The sequence below is a fragment of the Pseudomonas sp. 25 R 14 genome, from assembly GCF_900004755.1.
Taxonomy (GTDB): Bacteria; Pseudomonadota; Gammaproteobacteria; order Pseudomonadales; family Pseudomonadaceae; genus Aquipseudomonas; species Aquipseudomonas brenneri.
The window spans coordinates 89099-107478 of record NZ_CVTS01000046.1 but is presented as its reverse complement, the minus strand read 5'-3'; the positions used below and the strand labels follow the sequence as shown (position 1 = coordinate 107478).

The 18380-nt window shown below is 58.3% G+C and carries 17 protein-coding genes and 4 tRNA genes; 6 read left to right on the top strand and 15 right to left on the bottom strand.

Translation table 11 applies throughout. The annotated features are described in order from the left end of the window. Nucleotides 1-6: 6 nt before the first annotated feature. Nucleotides 7-528 (bottom strand): SgcJ/EcaC family oxidoreductase, encoded by a 522-nt coding sequence (locus BFQ03_RS15865; protein WP_139115698.1) that lies wholly within the window; start codon nucleotides 526-528, stop codon nucleotides 7-9. Nucleotides 529-587: 59 nt separating this feature from the next. Then, complete coding sequence (locus BFQ03_RS15860) at nucleotides 588-1580, bottom strand: amidohydrolase family protein (protein WP_065943544.1); 993 nt, start codon at nucleotides 1578-1580, stop codon at nucleotides 588-590. Between the two features lie 387 nt (nucleotides 1581-1967). On the opposite strand from BFQ03_RS15860, the gene BFQ03_RS15855 reads away from it, so the two are divergent. The 3 genes from BFQ03_RS15855 to BFQ03_RS15845 all read left to right on the top strand — a co-directional run bounded on the left by BFQ03_RS15855 (nucleotide 1968) and on the right by BFQ03_RS15845 (nucleotide 4600). Next, nucleotides 1968-2498: a YybH family protein gene (locus tag BFQ03_RS15855; RefSeq protein ID WP_204839926.1), complete on the top strand. Its 531-nt coding sequence runs from the start codon at nucleotides 1968-1970 to the stop codon at nucleotides 2496-2498. Nucleotides 2499-2664: 166 nt separating this feature from the next. After that, a complete protein-coding gene (locus tag BFQ03_RS15850; RefSeq protein ID WP_032859247.1) occupies nucleotides 2665-3531 on the top strand; it encodes a LysR family transcriptional regulator in 867 nt (288 codons plus the stop codon). 124 nt (nucleotides 3532-3655) lie between these two features. Then, nucleotides 3656-4600: a LysR family transcriptional regulator gene (locus BFQ03_RS15845; protein WP_065943524.1), complete on the top strand. Its 945-nt coding sequence runs from the start codon at nucleotides 3656-3658 to the stop codon at nucleotides 4598-4600. On the opposite strand, the gene BFQ03_RS15840 is transcribed toward BFQ03_RS15845, so the two are convergent. From BFQ03_RS15840 to BFQ03_RS15820, 5 genes are all read right to left on the bottom strand, one after another. After that, nucleotides 4597-5211: a nitroreductase family protein gene (locus BFQ03_RS15840; RefSeq protein WP_090290690.1), complete on the bottom strand. Its 615-nt coding sequence runs from the start codon at nucleotides 5209-5211 to the stop codon at nucleotides 4597-4599. The genes BFQ03_RS15845 and BFQ03_RS15840 overlap by 4 nt on opposite strands. A gap of 251 nt (nucleotides 5212-5462) precedes the next feature. Next, nucleotides 5463-5538: transfer RNA gene (locus BFQ03_RS15835), tRNA-Gly, on the bottom strand. Nucleotides 5539-5541: 3 nt separating this feature from the next. Then, nucleotides 5542-5617 (bottom strand) — tRNA-Glu (locus tag BFQ03_RS15830). A gap of 105 nt (nucleotides 5618-5722) precedes the next feature. Then, nucleotides 5723-5798, bottom strand: a tRNA-Gly gene (locus BFQ03_RS15825). Between the two features lie 2 nt (nucleotides 5799-5800). Further along, nucleotides 5801-5876 (bottom strand) — tRNA-Glu (locus tag BFQ03_RS15820). Nucleotides 5877-6234: 358 nt separating this feature from the next. Here BFQ03_RS15820 and BFQ03_RS15815 point away from each other — a divergent pair. Both BFQ03_RS15815 and BFQ03_RS15810 read left to right on the top strand, forming a co-directional pair. Then, a complete protein-coding gene (locus BFQ03_RS15815) occupies nucleotides 6235-7005 on the top strand; it encodes a hypothetical protein (protein ID WP_065943523.1) in 771 nt (256 codons plus the stop codon). A 119-nt stretch (nucleotides 7006-7124) separates the two neighbouring features. Next, entirely contained in the window at nucleotides 7125-7937 is an 813-nt protein-coding gene (locus BFQ03_RS15810) for an alpha/beta fold hydrolase (RefSeq protein ID WP_065943522.1), read from the top strand. Here the strand turns inward: BFQ03_RS15810 and BFQ03_RS15805 are convergent, their stop codons facing one another. From BFQ03_RS15805 to BFQ03_RS15795, 3 genes are all read right to left on the bottom strand, one after another. After that, a complete protein-coding gene (locus BFQ03_RS15805; protein WP_065943521.1) occupies nucleotides 7938-9878 on the bottom strand; it encodes a methyl-accepting chemotaxis protein in 1941 nt (646 codons plus the stop codon). A gap of 114 nt (nucleotides 9879-9992) precedes the next feature. After that, the gene (locus BFQ03_RS15800; protein ID WP_065943520.1) at nucleotides 9993-11417 is read right to left on the bottom strand and encodes an aminotransferase-like domain-containing protein; all 1425 of its coding nucleotides are present in this window, start codon (nucleotides 11415-11417) and stop codon (nucleotides 9993-9995) included. 205 nt (nucleotides 11418-11622) lie between these two features. After that, a complete protein-coding gene (locus BFQ03_RS15795) occupies nucleotides 11623-12384 on the bottom strand; it encodes an SDR family oxidoreductase (RefSeq protein ID WP_032859235.1) in 762 nt (253 codons plus the stop codon). A 226-nt stretch (nucleotides 12385-12610) separates the two neighbouring features. Here BFQ03_RS15795 and BFQ03_RS15790 point away from each other — a divergent pair, with 226 nt between their 5' ends. Then, a complete protein-coding gene (locus tag BFQ03_RS15790) occupies nucleotides 12611-13618 on the top strand; it encodes an NADP-dependent oxidoreductase (RefSeq protein ID WP_032859232.1) in 1008 nt (335 codons plus the stop codon). 119 nt (nucleotides 13619-13737) lie between these two features. On the opposite strand, the gene pyrF is transcribed toward BFQ03_RS15790, so the two are convergent. The 5 genes from pyrF to BFQ03_RS15765 all read right to left on the bottom strand — a co-directional run bounded on the left by pyrF (nucleotide 13738) and on the right by BFQ03_RS15765 (nucleotide 18340). Continuing rightward, nucleotides 13738-14436: an orotidine-5'-phosphate decarboxylase gene (gene pyrF, locus BFQ03_RS15785; RefSeq protein WP_029292743.1), complete on the bottom strand. Its 699-nt coding sequence runs from the start codon at nucleotides 14434-14436 to the stop codon at nucleotides 13738-13740. A gap of 194 nt (nucleotides 14437-14630) precedes the next feature. After that, the gene (locus BFQ03_RS15780) at nucleotides 14631-15692 is read right to left on the bottom strand and encodes an AI-2E family transporter (RefSeq protein ID WP_032859229.1); all 1062 of its coding nucleotides are present in this window, start codon (nucleotides 15690-15692) and stop codon (nucleotides 14631-14633) included. Between the two features lie 72 nt (nucleotides 15693-15764). Continuing rightward, entirely contained in the window at nucleotides 15765-16583 is an 819-nt protein-coding gene (locus BFQ03_RS15775; protein WP_032859226.1) for a DUF4892 domain-containing protein, read from the bottom strand. A 102-nt stretch (nucleotides 16584-16685) separates the two neighbouring features. Next, nucleotides 16686-17540: an alpha/beta hydrolase gene (locus BFQ03_RS15770; RefSeq protein WP_065943519.1), complete on the bottom strand. Its 855-nt coding sequence runs from the start codon at nucleotides 17538-17540 to the stop codon at nucleotides 16686-16688. Then, complete coding sequence (locus tag BFQ03_RS15765; RefSeq protein ID WP_032859223.1) at nucleotides 17537-18340, bottom strand: alpha/beta fold hydrolase; 804 nt, start codon at nucleotides 18338-18340, stop codon at nucleotides 17537-17539. Before BFQ03_RS15765 ends, BFQ03_RS15770 begins: the two co-directional genes overlap by 4 nt. Nucleotides 18341-18380 lie beyond the last annotated feature (40 nt).

Here is an 18380-nt window from a genome sequence, read left to right as displayed (position 1 = left end):
CAATCGCTAAGGCTGGGTAATGGTATTGTTTTGTGCCGAGCGCACTTTCCAGTTCGAATTGCTCCTCACCAGGACCCAGGTAAATATCCCCGAATAGGGAGGCATTACTTTGCCGCTGTCGTCTCGAACATCTTTGATGCTCCAGCGCCAGTGCACAATCGCTACATCCGGGCTGACAAGATTGATTTGCGGAACACCGCTGATGGCATAGACGCTCTTGTCATAACGCCCCTTGAATAATTCACTGTGAACTTGGTAAATCTTTGCCGGGTTATCCCATTTGCTTCCGGTAATACCGATAAAATCTCCATCCACCGCAAAAAGCTCGCTGAGTTTTTTGGCATCATGCAGATTCCAACTCGCAACAAACTGATCAATCAATTGTGTGATCGCCTGTTGTGCAGCATTCACTTCTGTACGGTTATCAGCTCTGGATGAGTCAGCACTGACCATCGAGATCGGAGCGCCAGACAATGCAACCACTAATATCCAGAGACGCGTATTTTTAAGAGCCAATATTCTCAACACGGAAAAGACCTCCACCAGCGGATCAAAATAACTTCCACCCGCGACAACACGGTGACTATTTACAACGCAAATAACTTGAGCGCATTCTCACGGCCGATTTTCATACGGTCGTTATCACTGATCAGCGCATTATCAAACCATGTGCTGGCGGTCTTCATGCTTTCATAGGGGTAATCAGCGGAGAACAGCATGCGGTCTACGCCAATTTCACTGATGGAGTCCAGCAAGCCTTTCGTGTGAAAGTGCCCTGCCGTGGTTAAATAAAAGTTGTTCGATAAATAATGCCCGACTGATTGTTTGGCATTGCCAAGCCCCACACCCTCACGCTGCATGTTCAGACGATGCTGCAACCGTGGCAGCATCAACGGTAAACCTTCACCCAAATGCCCGAGAATGACAGTCAGGTTGGGATACTTGTCGAAAAGCCCACTGAGCATCAAACGAATCGCATGGGTGGCCGTTTCATGGGCAAACCCCCAGGCTGAACCGACAAGAGATGGATAACCTTCATAGATACGGCGCTGACTGGGCAACGGTTCACGAGGGTGCAGGTAGACGGGAACATTCAACGCCGCTACACGCTCCCAAAACTCCCAGACAGGCGACTCATCCAGGTATTGGGCGCTGTCGACATGGCCTATATTGGTGTAACCGTTGATCAATGCACCGACAAACCCCAAATCCTTGACCGCACGCTCCAATTCGTCAGCCGCAGCAGCCGGTGACTGAAGCGCTACAGTGGCAAATGCTTTTAAACGCGAGGGATGCTTGTCCACAAAGCGCTCACGAATGTAGTCATTGGTTTGCCTGGCAAAATCGATAGATTTTTTAGTATCGAGTAGGCCCTGGGCACCAGGCGACGTCAGGGAGACGATTGAGATATCAATAGCGTTCTCATCCATTTCCTCAACTCGACGGTCACTGTCGAGCAAGCGCCATTCAACGTCATCCATATAAGCCTGACCATTCCTGGCTGCCTCGCCCGAAGAGTCCCACACACTGTTGTTCAGCTCAGAACTTACGTGCTCCTCAAGAACGATTTTACCTTTCATCATCTCACCTCAGTCAATGGCTTGCCCGGCGCTATCTAAATTTAATATCCAGCAATCACCACTGAGTGTTAACCCTCAGAAATGAGATACCGACTCCCATATGTGAAAGGCAATAAAACCCGAACCCTTTAAACAAAACAGCACAGGACCTTCCAAGAGAAACAGTATTGAAGCGCAAACACTTTCTCGCTGCAAAACAACATCCTCTCATTTATAGATGGCTCCCTATCATCCCTGACAGTTCATCCTGGGATAAAAGTAAGGCAGGATACTGACACCAGCGACATGACAATCACTGTTTGCCACTGGCGGCCAGTAGTGCATTGACCGATGCCTACATTACAACTTCGTAATCAATGCCACACGAAACACCTGTAGAGGGAATGCATGAAAACAACAAATCTGATTCGCACCCAGCTTCTTACATTGGCCATGACCAGCGCCTTTACCTTCTTCACCGCCGCCAGCGCAACCGCGGCAGAAGGCAATGATGCACTGCCGTACTCCAGTGATCCGCAAATAAAGAGCGTGCAACAAGAAGCCTACAATGTCGTCCGCCAATATGAGCAAGCACTGAACGAAGGCAACACCAAAAAAATAGTAAGTTTGTTTGCCGCCGACAGCGTTGCAGAGTGGAATAACAAGCCTACCTATACGACCGCCCAGCAAAAGACCGAAGGCTACGATGCATTATTTAAAATAGCCAAATTCAAAACCGTCTTCGCCTATGACGCAATTAACCTGTATGGCGATGCGGCGGTCATCCGTACACATCACCATAAAGGTGCGACCGTTATGGAGAATGGCAAGCCTGTCACTGACCTGAACCGCGAAGTTTTCGTGCTCAACAAAACCAGCCAAGGTTGGAAGATTGTCTTGTATACGTTTAACACTGACCCCATACAGGGCGAAGGTTAATTTCGAACAGCATAAAAGTGTACTAACGGGGTGCGAACCCACCTTCACACCCCGTTCCACAAGCCTGCCCCTTTTTAAACCTTCCCTCTTGGCACGGCCTTTAACTGCACCACAACAAACAATGTCTTTACGGTCAAGACTGCACTCAGAGAATAGAAGTAGCACCATGGACCTCAATGCCATTCGAATGTTTGTCACCACTGCCAAATGTGGCAGCTTCACGGCCGCCGCCGAGCGCCTGGAAATGCCACTCGCAACACTCAGCCGGCGAATCCGGGAACTAGAACGTGTATTGCAAGTGCAGTTGCTGGAGCGCTCGGTCCATGGCACGCGCCTCACCGACGCGGGCACACGGCTGTACGAACACGCCAGCCGCGGGCTGGAAATGCTGGTCGATGGCGAACGGGCCCTGATCAGCGACCAGGCACAACTCAGGGGGCGCTTACGGCTTTCGCTTCCCCCATCGCTGGAGCCCTGGTGGGAAGTGTTGTCGGCGTTTCAGCAGTGCTATCCAAACATCCAGTTGCAGGTCTATACCAGCGACAGGCGGATTGACATGATCGAAGATGGCATTGATGTGGTCATGCGCATCGGTCCTATTACCCATGACTCCATGGTGGCTCGCCGGATGTTGGCCTATCGCCACATCCTCGTCGCTTCTCCCACCCTGCTGACGCGTTCAGGCATGCCCGATAAAGTCGCGGACTTACACAATTATCCCTGCGGCGCCTGGAGCCAGGACGCTACGGCTACCTGGCAACTCGGCAAAGAGGCATTCAAGCCAGACCCCATAATAGCAACCAACGATTATGCTCATTTACGCACCCGAGCGCTGGCCGGGGACCTGGTAACCGAGTTACCACCGTTCATGGCCATGGAGGCGATAAGGAACAAGCAATTAGTCGTGCTCCTGGAAAAGCACCCCTTCCCGGAAATGGAGATCAATCTGCTTTATCCATCGCACCGGCATCCATCCAACCTCGTGCGAACCTACCTGAACTTTGCTCTGCTACATGTAAAGCGCCTCATGTAACTGCCCGCACCTGCGGGCAGGACGAGATGGCAAGCCAGAAGGTATTGATGTTTTTCAGCCAGAGCGATGCAACGATCAACATCTGCCATGGTCAAGACCTCAGATAACGATAAGAGAGGTGACGATGGATCTCAACGCGATACAAATGTTCGTGGCTGTCGCCCAGATGGGAAGCCTGTCAGCTGCCGCCATCCATCTGGACATTCCACTGCAAACCTTAAGTCGACGCATTCGTGAGCTGGAACATGAATTGAACGTGCAACTCCTGCAGCGCTCTATGCGGGGCACAAGGTTGACTCAGGCTGGAGAGAAACTCTATGAGTATGCCAGCCGCGGCATAGAAGCCTTTGCGCAAGGTAAATCAGCGCTGATAAGTGATCAGGACGAACTCAGGGGCCGCCTGAGAGTGGCACTTCCCGTCGCATTTGAACCCTGGGGGCAATTGCTGCGCGACTTCCAACGGCGTTATCCGCAAATAGAGCTGGCGGTTTACTTTACGGAGCAACGCATGGACCTTATCGCCGAAGGTATTGATGTAGCGCTTCGCGTTGGCGCCATTGAACAAGATACGTTGATTGCACGCTATATGATCAGCTATCGACATCAACTCGTTGCCAGTCCAGCCCTGCTTGAGCGTCTGGGCGAACCTCATATACCTGATGACCTGCTCAGGTTTCCTTGTGCAACCTGGTCAAAAGACTCCAGCACGCGCAGCCAGTGGACCCTGGGTAACCAGACTCTCGAACCTGCTGCCATCGTTACGACAAACAACTACCTGCACCTGCGCAACTGCGCACTTAATGGCGACTGCATTACCGAACTACCCCCCTTTCTGGCGGTACAGGCCATTAAAGAAGGCAGCCTGCGGTCAGTGCTGGACAACTACCCAATGCCAGAAAACCCTGTGCATTTGCTCTATCAGTCTCACCGCCACCCTTCGCGACTGGTGCGCGTCTACCTGGACTTCTGCCAGGAGTATTTGCAGCACTGGTGCCCTTCTTTGGCTCAACCGTCACCCGTCACACACCCACAGGCTGAATCAACAACCCGTGAGCGTGTTGGCTGTTAGACCAGAGTCAGTACTTGCTTGAGGGCCTTGCGCGGTTTTTGTGGCCAGTTTTCAGCCAGTGCATAGCCGACAGCAATCAGCATCACAGGCACTTCGGACGAAGCCAGTTGGAACTCACGGGCAACTCCGGCCGGGTCAAAGCCGATCATCGGGCCTGAAGCCAGCCCTTGCCCCTGCGCTGCCAGCATCAAGGTCATTGCACACAGTGATGCCGAGCGAATGGCTTCATCACGCTGAAACACCTCATTGCCTTCGTACATCCCATTGGCCATGGCAACCCAAGTGTCGAAAACCGAACGCTCGATAATGCCTTGTTCAACCGATGGCAGCAGAGCATCCGGCAAGCCTTTGTGTGGGGCCAGCGTTCCGCAGATGATAAAGGTAACGGCCGCCTCGGCGATTTTTGGCTGCTCATAAGCAACTTTTTTCAAGCGCTGCTTGGCCTCGGCCGTGCGCACGGCAATCACTTTCCAGTTTTGCGCATTGAATGATGAAGGGGCCAGCGTGGCGAGACGAACCAACTCTTCGATTTGCTCATCCGAGAGCCGACGGCTCGTATCGAACGCATTCGCTGAGATTCGGCTTTCGATCAATTCGCTAACATTTTTCATGACACTTCCCATTGGCTGTTATGACGCGATAGACCCGCAAGCCGCCACGTTAAAATGACCGCACTTACGGCCAGTCATAATCCACCCCCGAGCGACTCCATGAGAATACTCACCAGTGAGATGCGGCCTCCCATGAATCAGAGGCTCATTCGGGTTTATCGAACCATTGACCAGCCGTTTGAGCCCGCCAGCCATAAATCGCAGACAAACAAAAACGCCGATCATCACTGATCGGCGTTTTTTGTTGAATATGGAGCGGGAAACGAGACTCGAACTCGCGACCCCGACCTTGGCAAGGTCGTGCTCTACCAACTGAGCTATTCCCGCAAATGGCGTCCCCTAGGGGACTCGAACCCCTGTTACCGCCGTGAAAGGGCGGTGTCCTAGGCCACTAGACGAAGGGGACACGCTAACTGAAACACATGGTGTGTATTCCAGTGCCCAGAGGCCTTGTCCGAAGACTTGGTCCTGGTTTCACTCAGTGCCGCCCGAAAGCCACACTGTTTAAAAATGGAGCGGGAAACGAGACTCGAACTCGCGACCCCGACCTTGGCAAGGTCGTGCTCTACCAACTGAGCTATTCCCGCAATGGCGTCCCCTAGGGGACTCGAACCCCTGTTACCGCCGTGAAAGGGCGGTGTCCTAGGCCACTAGACGAAGGGGACACACGTACAACATTCACTCCCTACCGCGTTTCGCTGTGTGCTTTACGCTGTAAGTGGCGCGCATTCTATGGATGGATTGAAAGGTCGTCAACCCCCAAGGATAAATTTATTTAAATCAATGACTTCGCCCTGCTTTACAAGCACCGTCAGGGTTTCTCGCTGTCCAGGCTTTGACGCCTATATTCTGACGCCCGACAAGACGTTATAGTCCCCGCCGGCAAATGATGGCAATGTGCATCTACTCAGGCAAAGCCTATCTATATAGAGGAAAGCACTGACTCATCTCGTCGAAGAGTCCTATCCGCCGCATGCGCCAATCACTACACTTCAACGCACATCCCATAAAGAGGTCACACCGGTGACACCACTCATGATCACCCTGCTGGTAATAGCCGGGATCGTAATACTGATCGCCATTGGCTACATGAACCATGTGGTGGAAAACAACAAACTGGAAAAGGCCCGGGCCCAGATTGAGCTCAACGACCGGCTGCGGCGCTGCGGAGAGATCACCGAGACGTTCCCCGGTCAATTGATGACACCGCAGCTCAAACTGCTGCTGACCCGCCTGGAACTGAACGTCAACCAACGCATGCTCCACCTCAACAAATCCAGCGCAACCATCAAGGCGCGTATTGCCGAACTTGAAGCCCTGGTCGGCCAGGGCGAATCGATTCCGGTGAACAACCCGCCGGGGCCGATCCAGACCGAAGCCAAGGCCAAGGATGTGCGCTTCTTATTGGAAGCGCTGCACGGTCAAGTCACCCGTGCCGCCCAGGACGGTTTTTTGCCGACCAATGAGGCCAAGCACTGGATCCGTGAAATCCGCCACCTGCTGGTGCTGCTGCATATCGAGTTTTTCAACAATCTGGGCCAGCACGCCCTGCAACAGGCGCAACCCGGCCAGGCACGCCTGGCGTTCGAACGCGGTGTGCAGTACCTGCGCAAGCAGCCTGAACCGGCGGCCTACAGCCAGCACTTGCAACTTTTGGAGAAACAATTGGCACGCGCCAACTCCATGGTGCTGACCAACAGCCAGCAAACCGCAGAAGAGGTCAATGAGCTGACCGAAGGCTTGAAAGCCGATGACGCGGATGCCGAATGGAAAAAGAAAGTCATCTACGATTGATCCCTCCTGCACTGGACTGACGGGTGCATTTTCTGCATCCGTTGCCATCATTCTGCACCTATCGCCGCCCCTGACATTCGCGTAGAAAATAGCGCTTCTTTTAACGAACGAGGCCCGCTATGCCTATTGTCGTCATTGATGATCAACCCTTGCACTACGTGGACCAAGGCTGCGGTCCGGCTGTCCTGCTTGGGCAGAGCTACCTGTGGGACCACCAGATGTGGGCGCCGCAGATCGAGGCCCTGTCACAACACTACCGGGTGATTGTTCCCGAGTTGTGGGGCCACGGTAAATCCGGGCCACTGCCATCCCAGACCCGCTCCATGAACGATCTGGCGCGCCAGATGCTGTCACTGCTGGACCACCTGAACATCGCCAAGGTCAACCTGGTCGGTTTATCGGTAGGCGGCATGTGGGGCGCCCCGCTGGCGCTACTGGCACCCGAGCGGATCAACAGCCTGGTGCTGATGGACACTTACCTGGGCGCAGAGCCCGACGCGACCCGCGAAAAATACTTCGCCCTGCTCAATGCAATCGAGGCCGCTGGCGCTATCCCCGAGCCGCTGCTGGATATCATCGTGCCGATCTTCTTTCGTCCCGGCATCGACCCCACCTGCGCGCTGTATCAGGACTTCCGTCAGTCCCTGCGCGAATTCCCCAGGGAGCGCCTTCTCGACAGCATTGTTCCTCTGGGCCGCCTGATCTTCGGTCGCGAGGATGCGCTGGAAGGGTTGTGCCGCCTGCCTGCCGACACCACGCTGGTGATGTGCGGCAACGAGGACCAGCCGCGCCCACCAGCAGAAACCAAGGAAATGGCCGAGCTGATCGGCTGCCCATGGGTGTTGATCCCGGACGCTGGGCATATCTCCAGCAGGGAAAACCCCGAGTTCGTCAACGGGGCGCTGCTGACCTTCCTGGCCACTCACACCTGATCACAGACGAAAGTGCCCCACCATGCCCTTGAGCTGCGCGCCCAACTGCGCCAGCTCGACACTCGATGCAGCGTTGCCCTGCATACTCAGCGCCGATTGATCGGCACTCGTGCGAATGCTGGTGACGCTGCGGTTAATCTCTTCGGCCACTGAACTCTGCTGCTCGGCCGCAGCCGCGATCTGTTGGTTCATCTGCTGAATCAGCGAGACCGCCGCCGCAATGCTGCCCAAGGCGCTTTCGGTTTCCAGGGCATCACTGACGGCCAGTTTCACCAGCTCGCTGCTGTGCTGGATATCCCGCACTGAAGACTGTGCAGCACTGCGCAAGGTGCTGACCAGACGTTCGATTTCCTCCGTCGATTGCTGGGTGCGCCTGGCTAATGCACGCACTTCATCGGCGACCACCGCGAAACCTCGCCCCTGCTCGCCGGCGCGTGCCGCCTCGATGGCCGCGTTGAGCGCCAACAGGTTGGTCTGCTCGGCGACGCTTTTGATCACCTCCAACACGCTGCCGATGTTCTGGATCTCGGCACTCAGGCTCTCGATGCTGGAGCTGGCGGATGTCGCCGAACTGGCCAGCAACTCGATGCGCTGCAAGCTCTGGCGTACCACCTGCTGGCCGCTGTCGACTTTATCGTCGGCGGTCTGTGCCGCTTGCGCGGCCTGCTCGGCATTGCGAGCCACATCGTGCACCGTGGCGGCCATCTGGTTCATGGCGGTGGCGACTTGCTCGGTCTCTTCTTTCTGGCTGCTGACTTCGATATTCGTCTGCTCGGTCACGCTGGACAGCGACTGGGCCGAGCTGGCCAACTGCTCAATCCCAGCCTGCAACCCGCTAACCATGTTGCTCAGGCCACCGCCCATCTGCTGCATCGCCTGCATCAATTGGCCCATCTCGTCCTGTCGGCTCATCTCCATGCGCCCGCTGAGATCCCCTGCGGCAATCTGCCGGGCCACGGCAATCACGCTGCGTAGCGGCATGACGATCAACCGGGTAATCACCCACGCCGCAATCACCCCCACCAACAAGGCCAGGGCCGATGAAACAATGATCAGCAGGCTGCTCTTGGCCAACTGCGCCTGCATCGACTGGTCCTGCGTCGCATAGGCCTGGTTGACCTGTGACACCACCTGCGCCGCCCGCTCATGCAACTGCTGGTAGACGATTTTCTCCTGGGCCAGCAGGCCGGTGTATTCGGTGAGCTTTTCGCTGAAGGCGCCGATATGCCCAACCACTTCATTGAGCACGGTCTGATAGCCAGGGTCCTTGACCAGGGTCTTCAGTTGCTCGGCCTGGGCCAGGGCCTGGTCAGCCTGTTCGATGCGGCCCTGCCCGGCACTGTCCTCATCACCCTTGCGGCTTTGGTCCAGGCGCACCCGCGCTTCATTCATGGCTTGCAACATCAGTCGCGAGACCTGCCCCACCTGCCCGGCCTGCTCGACAAACTCGCCGCCCTCCCTGCCCTGGCTTTCCTTGAGGCCATAGGCCCCGTCGTCGGCCAGGCCGGCCTGCAAGACATCAAGGTTATTGGCGACGCTGGACACCGACCAACTGGCCATTTCCAGTGCCAGGTCCTTGGCCTGGGTCAGCTCGACAAACTCGTCAAACGCCTTGCGATAGGCACCCAACGCCTGCTCGACCTCGGTCATGTCGAGTGCCAGGGCTTCGGCCACCAGGCTGTCGACCCGTTCATGCAGGGTCTCGACCGACTTGGCATCGGTGCGCAACGCATACTCCTGCTCGATCAAGCGCACGTTCAGCAGCCCCTGATTGAGCGAGGACATGCCCTTGAGCCCCACAAAACGCTGGCCAACGCTTTGCAGGGACCACACGCCAATCGCCGCCACCAAGGCAGTCAACAGCAAGACCAGGGCAAAGCCCAGCGCCAGTTTCCGGGCCAACCCAAGATTGGCAAATCGTCGTTGCACGGCCGAAATCATTACGCTTAACCCTCTTGGCGTGGCGAATCCCGGCAGGCCGGGTTTGCATGCAACGAGATTCGCAACGACACCCCCCGGAGCACAAGTCATTGCCAGCACAATAATGGCAAAAAGCTACATCCCCGTCGTTTTCAGAATGGTGGAGGTCGATCCCGCAGGCCCCATGGCCTTGAACAACGCCAAGGCCCGATGATCGCAGGCGTAGGCCACATTGATCCGTAGCCAGTCAGCATGCTCGCCAGTCGGGCTGAACAGCTCCCCGGAAGACAGCAAGACCCCAAGCTGTCGGGCCCGTGCGTGCAACCTTGAGCCACCCCCTGGCCCTGGGCGCGCCCAAACAAACATGCCGCCCGCTGGCACTGCAAAGACTTCCCACTCTTCGTCCTCCAGCACCTGCAAGGTCTTCGCCATCTCCGCGCTCAACCGTCGGCGCAGGCGTTGCACCCATTTGCGGTAGGTGCCATTGGCCAAGAGGCTGGCCACCATGGCTTCGGCGAAGCGTGAGGTGCCCATGCCCGTCAAGGTCTTGAGCTTGAGCACCTGGCTGATAAGCGCCGTGCTGGCGGTCAGATAGCCGACCCGCAGGGCGCTGCTCAGGGTCTTGGAAAAGCTTGAAACATAGATGACCCGATCATCATGGGCCAGCGCCGCCAGCCGGATACAGGAAGCGTGTTGCAGGTCGCCATAGACATCTTCCTCGACAATCAGGAAGTCGTGGGTGCTGGCCAGGTGCAACAGGCGCTCGGCCACCCCGCGTGAAAGGCTGGTGCCAGTCGGGTTGTGGTAGAGGCTGTTGATGAACAGGCACTTGGGGTGGTGGCTGACCAAAAGCGTTTCCAGGGTTTGAATATCCGGGCCGCTGCGGGTCCTGGGGACCTCCAGCAACCTGACACCATGAAAAGCCAACTGACGATACAAGTTGCCGTAGCCAGGCGTTTCAACCACCACTGTGTCGCCAGCCTTGAGCAAGGTGCGTATCAACAAATCCTGGGCATGACTGGCACCGTGGGTGGTGAGGATCCGCTCGGCGCTGCTGGCTACCTGAATCTGGGCCAGGCGTTTGTGCAACTGTTCACGCAACACCGGCAACCCCAGGGGCGTGCTGTAGTTGAAAACCCCTGCGGTATCGGTGCGGCTGATTTCGCGAATCGCGTAGCTGATGTCATCCGCTTCACGCCAGGAGTCCGGCAGCCAACCGCACCCCAGCTTCAATTCGCCCAACTGGTTATCGGTAAAGGCACCCCACCTGCGCTCCGCGCCCTCATACCACTGGCACTCAGCCAGTGAGCTGCTGGCAGTCGGTTGTGCCGCGATCACAAACCCCGAGCCGGCTCTTGAGGCCAGCACCCCTTCAGCCACCATGCGCTCAAGGGCCTCGATCACACTGGATTGACTGAGCAGGTTGTCATGGGCCAGTTGCCGGATGGAAGGCAGGCGCGTTCCAGGGCTGACCCCGCTCTCCCGAATCCACGCAGCAATGGCACTGACGATTTGCTGAACCACCGGTACAAGGGCTTGTCGATTGATCCCTAAATCCATGAGCCACCCCCTTCAACTGTTTGGCATTTAACTCAAAACAGTTAAGCACAGAAGGTCAGGATCACTTCGCTCATATTTTTATTAAATCATTGATTTTATTGAGATATTTACCTATTGAAACACAATGAATCAGGGCATCTTGCCACCTGCGGAAACGCCCCACAGCACTCGAAATCACTTTCTCAGTGGCGCAGGGCAGCAGGTCCTAAATAGCCGTCGCACCACCATCTACGGCCAACGCATGACCGGTGGTGAACGCAGCACCATCGCTGCACAGATAGAGCACCGCGCTGGCAATCTCGTCGACTGTCCCAATACGCCCGACCGGATGCATGGCGGCGGCAAATTCGGCCTTGCGCGGATCGGCTTCATAGGCACGGCGGAACATGTCCGTGTCAATCACCGCCGGGCACACCGCGTTGACGCGGATTTTCTTTTTCGCATATTCGATGGCCGCCGACTTGGTCAGGCCGATCACCGCATGCTTGGACGCTGCATAAATGCTCATCTTCGGCGCAGCCCCCAACCCGGCCACCGATGCGGTATTGACGATCGCCCCACCGCCCTGGGCCAGCAGCAATGGCAACTGATACTTCATGCACAACCACACGCCCTTGACGTTGACGCCCATGATGGCGTCGAACTCGTCCAGGGTGCCGTCAGCCAGCTTGCCCTGTTCAATCTCGATGCCGGCATTGTTGAACGCATAGTCCAGGCGACCATAGCTGTTCAACACCTGCTGCATCAGTTGTTGTACATCCGCCTCCAGGGTGACGTTGCAGCGCACGAACACCGCTTCGCCGCCTGCCTCGCGGATCAACGCGACCGTACCCTCGCCGCCCGCCACATCCAGGTCGGCGACCACCACTTTCAAGCCTTCCTGGGCAAATGCCAGCGCCGTGGCGCGGCCAATGCCGTTGGCGGCGCCGGTGACCAGGGCAACCTGGCCGGAAAACGTCATGCTCATGCTTATTATCCTTGGATGAATGCCTTTGGACCCAGCATAGCCAGGAGCCAGCGCCGCGCGTCAGCACTATCAGAGGGCCGGTTGGACGCCCATGCGTGGCAGTGATAAGCCTGCTGGGCTCACTATCAACCCAGCCTATCGGCGAGCATTCGCAGTGATCGGCCGAGCTTGCTCCCATGGCCTGGAAGGTCTATCACTTGAGGTCCATTTACCCAGAGTCCTTGCCATGACTGCCCAGACCAACCGCCAATTCCTGCTTGCCAAACGCCCGGTCGGCGCGGCCACGCGGGACACCTTCACCTATCAGGAAGTGCCGGTGGGTAACCTGGCAGATGGCCAGGTGCTGGTGCGCAACGAATACCTGTCCCTCGACCCGGCCATGCGTGGCTGGATGAATGAAGGCAAATCCTACATCCCGCCGGTAGCCATCGGCGAAGTCATGCGTGCACTGGGCGTAGGCCAGGTCATCGCCTCGAACAACCCGAAGTTCGCGATCGGCGATTACGTCAATGGTGCCCTGGGCGTGCAGGATTACTTCCTCGGCGAGCCGCGTGGTTTCTACAAGGTCGATCCGAAACTGGCACCGCTGCCGCGTTATCTGTCGGCGCTGGGCATGACCGGCATGACCGCCTACTTCGCCCTGCTCGATACCGGCGCGCCCAAGGCTGGCGATACCGTGGTGATCTCCGGCGCCGCCGGTGCGGTGGGCAGCATTGCCGGGCAGATCGCCAAGATCAAGGGCTGTCGTGTGGTGGGGATTGCCGGTGGCGCCGACAAGTGCAAGTTTCTGGTGGATGAACTGGGGTTCGACGCGGCCATCGACTACAAGAGCGAAGACGTGCCGGCGGCCCTCAAGCGCGAATGCCCGAAAGGCGTGGATGTGTATTTCGATAACGTCGGCGGCGATATCCTCGACGCAGTGCTCAGCCGCCTCGCGTTGAAAGCGCGGGTGGTGATCTGTGGAGCCATCAGCCAGTACAACAACAAGGAAGCCGTGAAGGGCCCGGCCAACTACTTGTCACTGCTGGTCAATCGGGCGCGCATGGAAGGCTTTGTGGTGATGGATCATGCGGCGAACTTTGCCGCGGCCGGGCAGGAAATGGCCGGCTGGATGGCCCAGGGCAAGCTCAAGAGCAAGGAAGATATTGTCGAAGGACTGGAGACATTCCCGGAGACGCTGATGAAGCTGTTCAACGGCGAGAACTTTGGCAAGTTGGTGCTGAAGGTCAACTGATACACCACAAACCAATGTGGGAGCTGGCTTGCGTGCGATGCAGACGCCTCGGTTTTTCAGTAACCCCGAGGTGATGCTATCGCAGGCAAGCCAGCTCCCACATTTTTAGCCCAAGGACATCAGGCGATTTCGGCGACCACGGCCGCCAGGGCCTTGGCCGGGTCAGCCGCCTGGCTGATCGGGCGACCGATCACCAGGTAATCGGAACCGGCATCCAGCGCCTGGCGCGGGGTCAGGATACGACGCTGGTCGTCCTGGGCGCTGCCCGCTGGACGAATCCCCGGAGTCACCAATTGCAGCGCCGGATGGGCGGCCTTCAACGCCTGGGCTTCCAGCGCCGAGCAGACCAGGCCATCGAGGCCGGCCTTCTGCGCCAGGGCCGCCAGGCGCAAGACCTGCTCCTGAGGCTCGATATCCAGGCCGATACCGGCCAGGTCTTCACGCTCCATGCTGGTCAGCACGGTCACACCGATCAGCAAGGGCTTGGGACCGCTGCGTTGCTCCAGCACTTCACGGCACGCGGCCATCATGCGCAGGCCACCGGAACAGTGGACATTGACCATCCACACGCCCATTTCGGCAGCAGCCTTGACCGCCATCGCGGTAGTGTTGGGGATATCGTGGAATTTCAGGTCGAGAAATACTTCGAAGCCCTTGTCACGTAAGGTGCCGACGATTTCTGCGGCGCAACTGGTGAACAGTTCCTTGCCGACCTTGACCCGGCAAAGCTTGGGGTCCAACTGGTCAGCCAGCTTCAGCGCGGCGTCACGGGTGGGGTAATCCAGGGCGACGATGATAGGAGTCTGGCAGACGGACATTGGAATGGGCTCTCAGGCAAGTCGAAATCGGCGCGGATTGTAGCGCAAGCAGCGGCTTTGCGGGATCCGATGATCGGTAAATCCTCGGCAAGCGCTCATTTAACAGGGAGAACGGGCTAATATTTCAAAGCCGATACATTCGTTTACCGCAAGCCTCAAGGCCGTCAGAGCCGGCTTGCAGGCTCCTAAAGGGATCAGCCTGCCTTGTCTTCCCGGCGCACCTGCGCCTGGCTCGCACTCCAATCCGTCAACAGGCTGTACGCCACCGCCAACAATGTCGGCCCGATAAACAAGCCGATAAAGCCAAACGCAATCAACCCACCAAACACCCCCAGCAACACGATCACCAACGGCAGGTTGCCGCCGCGGCTGATCAGGTACGGTTTGAGTACGTTGTCCACGCCGCTGATGACGAATGTGCCCCAGACGCCGAGGAACACCGCATAGGTGTAATCGCCCTTCCAGGCCAGCCAGGCAGTGGCCGGGATCCAGACCAGTGGCGGGCCCATGGGAATCAGGCTCAGCAGGAAGGTGACAATCCCCAGCACCAGCGCCCCGGGTACCCCGGCAATCAGGAAGCCAATCAGCGCCAGCAGTGCCTGGGCAGCGGCAGTGCCGATCACACCGTTGACCACCCGCTGCACCGTACCGGCCACCAGGTCGATGTAGTAACCGGCACGCTCACCGATCAAGCGCTCCAGCAAACGGTGGACGAACATCGCCAGGCGCGGGCCATCGCGGTAGAAAAAGAACACAAACACCAGGCTCAGGGTCAGTTCCAGGATGCCGCCGCCGATCTGTGCGCTACGGGCCAGCAACCAGTTGCCGACCTGCCCCAGGTACGGCTTGATTGTGACCATCAAGGCCGCGCCCTGCTGGTCGATGCTGTCCCACATGCCCACCAGCCGTTCCCCGACAAAGGGGATCGAACCCAGCCACGTCGGTGCTTCGGGCAAGCCATCGACCTGCACATCCTTGATCAGCGTCACGGCGTCACGTACATGGTCGGCCAGGTTGAAGCCCAACCACACCAGCGGCACCGCCACCAGTAACATCCAGCCCAAGGTCAGGATCCCGGCCGCCAAGGATTCGCGGCCGCCCAGGGCGCGGGTCAACAGGCGCATCAGCGGCCAACTGGCAAATGCCAGCACCGCGCCCCAGAACAGCGCCGACCAGAACGGCGCCATCACCCAGAAACTGGCACCAAACAGCACCAGGAGCAGGATCTGCACCAGCAGGCGATCATTGTTGAGCATGTGGTTTCTCGAAAAGAAGTTTGTAGAGCTAGAGCTTAGGCGAACGGCACGGGTCCGTTCGCCCTGGAACGATCAGCGGATCACTTGCAGATGCAGGCCCTTGGCCTCACCCGTGCCGGTTTCCAATCGCGCCGCGCGTACGCCCTTGTCGATCAGGCCCTGGCGCCAGGCTTCGGCGTTGGGCCCGCTCAAACTGACCCGCAAGGTGGTATCGAGGTTCAATCCACGGGAAATCAGGGTCAACCACGTTGTGTCGGGCTCAGTGCCCAACAAGGGGAAATCCAGGTCGCCGGTGCTTTTCAATTCGCGCAGCAGCGTGGCCGAGGTCGGCAGCAATTGCCCCAGTGGCGCACTGGCGTCCATTTGCTCGACATGCAGGTAAGCCCGACGATTACCGCGAGTGATGCCGTACAGCGCCACCAGGGAATTGTCCTGGGGGGCTGCGAGACGTAGCAGCAGGAATTCCTGCTGGCCATCGGCGCCGACCAGCTTGGCATTACCCAGCACTTCATTGGCCCAGAGGCTGCTTTCGCCACAATCGCGGGCCTGGCACCAGAACAGCAACTGCGCACCCTGCTCTTGCAATGCCTCACGCGTGGACTTGAAGGCCGCGCTGGAGCTGTGTTCGGCGGGCAACTCATAGGTAATGGCTGTCACTTGGCCACGCGCCGTGGCCTGGCCTTCGTAACGCAACTGGCCGCTGATCTTGCGGATCGCGCCCATGGGGTAGATGCGTTCTTTTTCTTCGGCGGGCCGGTAGTCGACAATCTGCGCATCCACCTGACGGACTACGCTGGGCAAATCCTGGCTCCCTGGTACATCGGCAGCGAAGACCAACGGGCTGATACAGCACAGCCCAAGTACACGGATAACTCCCTTGGCACTACTCATCGGATCGGTGCGCCTTGGCCGGTGGATGCCTTCGCGGTATTCGGATTGTTCATGGTTGACTCCCTTTCAATCCGCCCAGCCTCGACAGTTGACCCCGTCAAGTCAAGGCGCGGTGAAGAACCGATTGAAACAGTCTGCAACAAGAGCAGCCCCCGACTCGTCGTTCAGGTGCAAATGATGGCCACCTGCAAGGGTGGTTACAGCGAAAGGAAGCTGCGCAAGCAACTCGGGATGCTTGGCCAACATGCCCTCTTGCGCAACGACCAACTGCGTAGGACACGCCACCCGACGCACGAAGGCCATGGCCTGTTCTTCCGTCAGGCGCATCGGGGATGCCAGGGTCAGGCGACTGTCGCTGCGCCAGGTATAACCGCCCGGCACCGGCATCAAGCCGCGCTGGGCCAGGAGTTCCGCGGCTTCGCGGCTGACGGCGACCACGCCCTTCATCCGCGCCTCCACGGCCCGGTCGAGGGTGCTGTACACCGGTTTGCGCTTGTCTTGCAGATTGATTTGCGCCTGCAAGGCCATGCCCAGGCGCTCGGCGGCGTTCTCGCCGGTGGCAGTCGGCGGGATCACACCGTCGATCAACCCCAGGTGCGTCACACGTTCTGGCAAGGCCCCGGCCAACACCGTAGAGACAATCGCGCCGAGGGAGTGGCCAAGTAATGCAAAACGTTTCCAGCCCAGTTGCTCGGCCACTTGCAACACATCAAACACGTAATCCCACACGGCATAACCGGCGCCAGCCGGGCGGTGGGCCGAGTGGCCGTGACCGGCCATGTCCAGGGCGACAATGCGCAAGCCCTGCAGTTTGGGCGCCAGGCGCGCGAAACTGTTGGCGTTGTCCAGCCAGCCATGCAGGGCTATCACCGGCAGGCCGTCTTCCGGGCCGAACAGGTGGGCCGCCAGCTCGATATGCGGCAGGCTCAGGCGTACTTCTTCGACGGGTGTGGTCATGCGCAGCTGCGCTCGCGGGCTTCCCAGCGGGTAAACAGGTTCTTGATCAAGGCCGCCGTGTCCTGCGGACGCTCAAGGGGGAACATGTGGCCGCCGGGCATAGTCAGCATCTCGCCCATGGGCAGGCGCGCGACGCCGCTGGCGTGGTGGCGCATCACTACCCGGCTCTGCCGACCGCGCACCACGGCCAGTGGCACTTTTAATTGGCGAGTCTGGCCAGGGCTGGTATGCGGCACGCCCCGGTAAATACTGATTTCGGTTGCCGGGTCAAACCGCAGGCGCAGGCGATCGCCAACCTGGTGCAAGCCGTGTTGCAGGTAGGCCTCCAGGCATTCGGGGTCAAACCCGCGAAACAGCGTCTTGCCGGAAAAATATTGGCGGGCGGCGTCCAGGTCGGAGAACTCTTCGCGCCGGCCCAGGGTGCGGCCAGCAGGCGTCAGGCGATCAATCAAGCCAAAACGCTTGGCCGCGCGAATCACCCAACGGTCGGCAAGGGTCAGCACCGGCGAGTCGAGCATTACCACACCGCGATACAACTGCGGGCAGCGCAGGGCCGCGTGCAAATGCAACACCCCACCCAGTGAATGGCCCACGCCCCACACCGGCTCCGGTTGCTGCTCCAGGTGGTGGATCAGCTCGTCCACCAGGTTCTGCCAATTGTCGTCCACCGGAAACCGCGGATCGTGACCGTGCTGCGACAGGTGCGCCACCGCGTACTCCGGCGCCAGGGCGTCGAACAATTTGCCGTAGGTCGCCGAAGGGAAGCCATTGGCATGAGTGAAAAACACATGTTGCGACATAACCAGCCCATCATCCAAAACAGAAATCGATTGTCCCCAT